Raw genomic sequence first — 5,978 nt, 5'->3', positions numbered from 1 at the left:
TGGGCTGAGACGGGCGAAACGGGTGGACCTCGGTGGATTCCTCACTGCCGCCGGGTGTTCCGTGGCGCTTTTGCCGCATGCTCCGCTACACTGGCGAGAATCCGAGGCGCGGTAGACGAGCACAGATAAGGGCAGAGACGAATGTCGGACCCAGATGGCGGCGGCAAACATGGACCTGCCATCAATGCCTCCGAGAAAGGCGAAGCAACCGACAAAAGGCGCCGCAAACCCCAGCAGGAAAGGGTCGAGCGTGCGGCGGAGTCGTCCCGGCAGTCAACGCAAGCCGAGCGATTTCCGGTGGTCGCACTGGGCGCCTCGGCCGGCGGCCTGAACGCACTCGAGAAGTTCTTCGGCGCGGTATCAGCAGACTCCGGGATGGCCTACGTGGTAATCCAGCATCTTGCCCCAACCCAGGCGAGCATGCTGACGGAGCTGTTGGGGCGCGTTGCCCGGCTCCCCATTGTGGAAGCCAAAGAGGGGGTGAAGCTGCAGGCCAACCACGCGTACGTGATCCCACCGAACCATGATATGTCCATCAAGCACGGTGAGCTCCATCTAACGGAGCGATGCGAGGGGCATCGACTTCCCATCGACCTCTTTTTGCGGGAATTGGCAGTGGATCAGGGTGAGAACGCCTTCGCCGTTATTCTCTCCGGCACCGGCTCGGACGGTGCTTTGGGTGTGCAGGCCGTCAAAGGCGAGGGCGGCATCGTTGTGGTGCAGGCCCCCGCGAGCGCCGAGTATGCAGGCATGCCGGAGAGCGCAATTGCAACCGGCCAGGCCGATTTCGTGTTGCCTCCGGATGAAATACCAGCCGCTCTGATGGGCTTTCGTTTCAGTGCCTCAGTCCGTGCCGGAGCGCAAGGGGAAGAGACGGTGCCGGCTGAGCGAGCGCCAGAGCTTCCCGCAATATTCGCACTGTTACGCGAGCGAAAGGGCCATGATTTTGCGCTTTACAAGATCAGCACCATCATTCGGCGTGTCAGACGGCGCATGGCCGTCCACGGTATCGAGGACTACGTTACTTATTTGCGCTTTTTACGCGAGCACGGTGAGGAGCTCGACAAACTTTACCAGGAGCTGCTCATTCGCGTATCTGATTTCTTTCGGGATCCCGAGGCGTTTGCGGCCCTGGAACGGTTGGTCATTCCGCGGCTTTTCGAGCGGCGCCCGGTTGGTGAGGCGGTGCGGGTTTGGGTGCCAGGCTGCTCCACTGGCGAGGAACCCTACTCCATCGCCATGTTGCTCCAAGACGCCATGGACGGGATGAGGCAGAAATACCCCGTTCAGCTCTTTGCCACCGACATCGATAACAAGGCACTGGAGACCGCCCGGGCCGGGCGTTATCCGGCCAACATCTGCGCGGACATATCGCCGTCCCAGTTTCAGCGTTTCTTCGTCGAGCATGGCGGGTATTACGAGATCGACAAGAGCCTTCGTCAGATGGTCATCTTCGCCGAACAGAGCGTGATAAAGGACCCTCCCTTCTCCCAGGTGGATCTGCTGAGCTGCCGGAATCTGTTCATTTACATGAGTTCAGAGCTGCAGCGGCGCGTGCTGCTGTTGTTTCATTATGCGCTAAAGCCCGACGGCTTTTTGTTCCTGGGGAACTCTGAGTCGATTGGCACGGCGGACGATCTCTTCGAGCCGCTGGACAGAAAGCACAAGATCTATGTCCGCCGCGACGACTCGTTCACCCGCGCAGATCTTTTTTTGGGCATGACCGGCAGACCCGGAGCGCATCAGCGCTCAGCGCCGAAACCCGAGCCCGGTGCGGCGCGGCAGGAACCCACTATCGGCGAGCTGGCCCAACGCGTCGTACTGCGTGACTGCACACCCGCGTTCGTCGTGGTCGATCAAAACAACGACATCGTCTACTTCCATGGCCGCACCGGGCGATTCTTGGAACCGCCAAGCGGCGTTCCCAATCTTGACGTCCTGCAAATGGCGCGCACGGAGCTCCGCAGCCCGATGCGCTCGGTTCTGCACCGCGTGCGCAAGGAGGGCGCGTTAGTGCGCGGTGGCGCCGTTAAGGTAAGTGCCGATGGCCGCGAAGCGCTGGTGCGATTCATGGCCGCCCCCCTGTCGGAGTCGAATGCACCGGTGGGTCTCGCGCTGATTCAGCTTGAGGATCTGGGCCCGGTGGAGGAACAAGCAGGGATCGAGCTCGTGGAGCGCTCTGCCGAGGAGAGCGAGCGCGTGATGCAGCTGGAGCAGGAGCTGGCGCAAACGAAGGATGCGTTACAGACAACGATCGAGGAGCTTGAGACCTCGAACGAGGAGCTGCAATCGTCCAACGAGGAGCTACAGAGCAGCAATGAGGAGCTTGAGACCTCGCGCGAGGAGCTGCAGTCCGTCAATGAGGAGCTTCATACGGTCAACGCGGAGCTGGAGAGCAAGGTCGAGGCGTTGTCCCAAGTCAACGACGACATGAGCAACCTGCTCGCCAGTACCGATCTCGGAATTGTGTTTCTGGACACAGAGTTCCGTGTCCAGCGCTTCACGCAGGCGGCCACCCGGGTCATGCCTCTGATCGAGGGGGACATCGGGCGGCCGCTGAAGGATCTCGCGCACGGCTTGGTCTACGCTGAGGTAACCCAGGACATGGAGGAGGTGATGCGAACCCTGGTGCCGAAGGAACGGCACGTTAGGGCCCGCGATAATCGGTGGTTTCTTTTACGTATCCGCCCCTATCGCACGTCCGATGGCCGTGTCAGCGGGACCGTTCTAGCCTTCTTTGACGTCGCGTATGCACGGAGACTCGAGTTCATGACGAAGCTCAAGGATGCCCTTGCCCAGTCACCGACAATGGTATTGCTCATGGATCTTGAAGGACGTGTCGAGTACGCAAGCAACGCCTTCAGTGCGGAAACCGGCCTCCGGCCCGGAGCCCAGCCGGGCCGCATTCGCGGTGAGCCGATGTCGATGCACGTGAGCGTTGCCCACGCTGAGATCATGCGTCGTACGCTGCGGGGCGGGCGGACCTGGCGCGGCATATTACGCTACCTGGGCGAGGACAATGCGCAGGCGGAAATGCAGGCATTCTTCGCGCCCATACGCGGTCCCGAGGGCAAGGTGACCCATGCGGTGGTCTATCTAGAGGCCGGCGCGAGCGATGCGGGCTGAGCCGGATGCCCGACTGCGACGTCCTCGCTCGCTCGCCTTTCCAATTGTGTCTGTCCCGAACGCGCTGCGATGCGTGAACCGTTTGGGTCCTGGCATCACCGCACTTTGGTTTTTTTGGGTGATACTTGAATAAAGGTACTCGGCGAGGTGCCAGGATGCCGACAAGTAATGAGGCAGAAGGCGGTGCGAACTCGGAGCTAAGGTCTCGGGCCGAAAAACGGCTCGAGCAGATGCTTGAGGACAAACCCGCAGCCGCGATGTCGGCCACCGAGACCCAGGAGCTCATTCAGGAGTTGCGGGTCCACCAGGTTGAGCTGGAGATGCAGAACGAGGAGCTGCGCCGTACTCAAACGGCGTTGGAGGAGGCACTGGTTCGTTACCGAGATCTGTATGACTTTGCCCCGGTGGGTTATCTGACCGTCTCCGAGGAGGGGCGGATTCGGGAGGCGAACCTGACCGCGGCACACATGCTGAACGTACCACGCGCGGCACTCACCGCCGCCCGTTTCTACCGGTTCGTGGTTAAAGATGATCAAAACGCCTTCTTCGCCTACCGCCGCGCCATTTTGGAGCGCAAGGAGCCCCAGGACTGCGAGCTTCGTTTGGTACCCGACGAGGGCCGTATCTTTTACGCTCGCCTGGACGGTGTGCCGGTAACCGACGAGAACGATGAGGTCACCGGCATGCGCATCGCGCTCGGCGATATCTCCGTGCGCAAAGAGGCGGAAAGCCACTGGCAGATTGCCGGTGCGATCTTGGAAGCGGTCAACGAGAGCATCGTGATCCTGGATCCGCAGCGGCACATCATTCGGACCAACGCGGCCTTCGCAAAACTCAGCGGCTATGGGCCAAACGAACTGCTCGGCAGCGATCTGCGTGATCTGGCCGCCGAGGTGGACGACCAAACTGCCATGGATGACGCGTGGAGGCATCTGTGGGCCTTCGGGCGCTGGAACGGGGTCCTGCAATTCCGGCGTGCCAATGGTGAGGCGTTTCCGGCGGAGCTCTCGTTTACGGCGGTTCAAAACGAGGCTCGCAAGCTCTCGCATGTCGCGTGCCTGATCGTCGACATCACCGAGCGCAGGCGGACCGAGGAGGCGATGCGCCAACGGGCATACTACGACGCCATCACCGGTCTGCCCAACCGCACGCTGTTTGCCGAGCGTCTGGGGGAGGCCGAAAAAGAGGCACAACGACATGGCGCCCTCATGGGGTTGTTGTTCATCGACCTGGATGAGTTCAAACGCATCAATGATGAGCGGGGACATGCGGCGGGGGATGCCTTGTTACGGGAAGTGGGTTCTCGCCTGGTCGGCTGTGTCCGCAGGCATGATACGGTTGCCCGAATGGGCGGCGACGAGTTCTCGGTTATATTGTCCGACGTCCCTGAGGGGCGAAGTCTCGCGGCCGTTGCGGACAAGATTATCGCGGCGCTGTCATTGCCCGCGCAGATCGAAGGGGGGCAAGTCCGCTGCACCGCGAGCATCGGCATCGCGGTCTACCCGGCCGATGCCGTGGATCTCGATTCGCTGCAACGGCGTGCCGATATCGCGATGTATCGGGCCAAATCGGCCGGACGTCATACCTACCGTTTCTATGACACGAGCATGAGTGAAGAGGCGGAGGCGCGTACACGTACCCGCAGTGAGATAGCCCGGGCCCTGAGAAACGGTGAGTTCCAATTACAGTACCAACCGATATGTCGCGCGAATGGCGGTGAGCTTGCGGGCGTGGAGGCGCTGCTGCGCTGGAACCACCCGGAGTGGGGGCTCCTGCTTCCGGAACCCTTTCTTGCGGTTGCAGAGGAATCCGGGCAAATCAAGCCCCTTGGAAAGTGGGTGCTCGGTGAGGTCTTCCGGGAGACGGCGGCGTGGCACCAGGAAAACGGTGTGCCGTTCGTGTCAGTCAATATCTCGGTGCAGCAAATCAATTCATCGGAAGCGGGAGTCGCACTGCTCGAACTGTTCAACGAATGCGGTTTTGCGCCGAATCGTGTGGCCGTCGAGATTACCGAGAGCGCTCCCGTCGAGAGCGAGAGTGCCATCTCCTGCCTGAAGGCGCTAAAGGAGAAAGGGATTCGACTGATCATGGACGATTTCGGCACCGGCTATTCGTCATTGGGCTCGTTGAGGGCAGTGCCATTCGATATCGTGAAGATCGACCGCTCATTCATTGAGAACATCGAGTCGGATGCCGCTGCCGCCCATCTGGTAAACAGCGTCATTTACATCGCCCACGGCCTCGGACTTGAGGTGATCGCGGAGGGCGTGGAAACCGAGACCGAACTCGCGTTTTTGCGCGAGTGCGGTTGTGACTACGTTCAGGGATTTTTTATTGGACTTCCGATGAGCGCTGAAATGCTCAGTAAGCTCATGCCGGAGTGTCGTTAGCGCGTTTTCACCCCTGACTTCCCGCGCGCACTGGTCGGCTGATGGCGTGGCATGCAAGGACTCGCCAGCGACGGAAAAGACTTCCTAATAGCCGAGCAGTGCTGATCCGCTGATTCAGACAAGAGAAGACGAACAGCGAGAACTAGAAACAATGATAATTAGCCGCTTTGTCCAGGGGTAAAGCAGCGTAACCAACCGGCCATTATCGATGGGGAGACGCCTCGCTCACTGGATCGGATCCGCCGCGGCTGGGCTCGCCGCTCGGATGCTCCGTTCTAGCTTGCGAGGGATCGGACACGAAGCCAATCCGGCCGAGCCCCGCTTTGCCCGCCTCAGCCATGATCTTGGCGAGCACCTCATAGCGGGTGGAGCGGTCGGCGTGCAGGTGCAGCTCGGGGGCCGGGACCTGCTCGCCGGCCTCGAAAAGCCGCGAGCTCAGCGCGGCACGATCGAGCCGCGCGC

3 protein-coding genes are annotated in these 5,978 nt (G+C 61.0%); 2 read left to right on the top strand and 1 reads right to left on the bottom strand.

The window, feature by feature from the left end; translation table 11 throughout:
- Window positions 1–141: 141 nt before the first annotated feature.
- The gene (locus tag AC52Q4_RS11390; RefSeq protein WP_495536915.1) at window positions 142–3,126 is read left to right on the top strand and encodes a chemotaxis protein CheB; all 2,985 of its coding nucleotides are present in this window, start codon (window positions 142–144) and stop codon (window positions 3,124–3,126) included.
- A 155-nt stretch (window positions 3,127–3,281) separates the two neighbouring features.
- Window positions 3,282–5,516 carry a putative bifunctional diguanylate cyclase/phosphodiesterase gene (locus AC52Q4_RS11385; RefSeq protein ID WP_495536914.1) on the top strand — a complete coding sequence of 745 codons (2,235 nt, stop codon included), beginning with the start codon at window positions 3,282–3,284 and terminating at the stop codon, window positions 5,514–5,516.
- A gap of 202 nt (window positions 5,517–5,718) precedes the next feature.
- Here AC52Q4_RS11385 and AC52Q4_RS11380 read toward each other — a convergent pair.
- Window positions 5,719–5,978 (bottom strand): ExbD/TolR family protein (locus AC52Q4_RS11380; protein WP_495536913.1); only part of this gene is annotated, 260 nt, incomplete at its 5' end.

It is taken from the genome of Nitrococcus sp. (genome assembly GCF_059432795.1).
The sequence above is the reverse complement of the archived record's forward strand: the minus strand, read 5'-3'. Positions and strand labels throughout refer to the sequence as shown.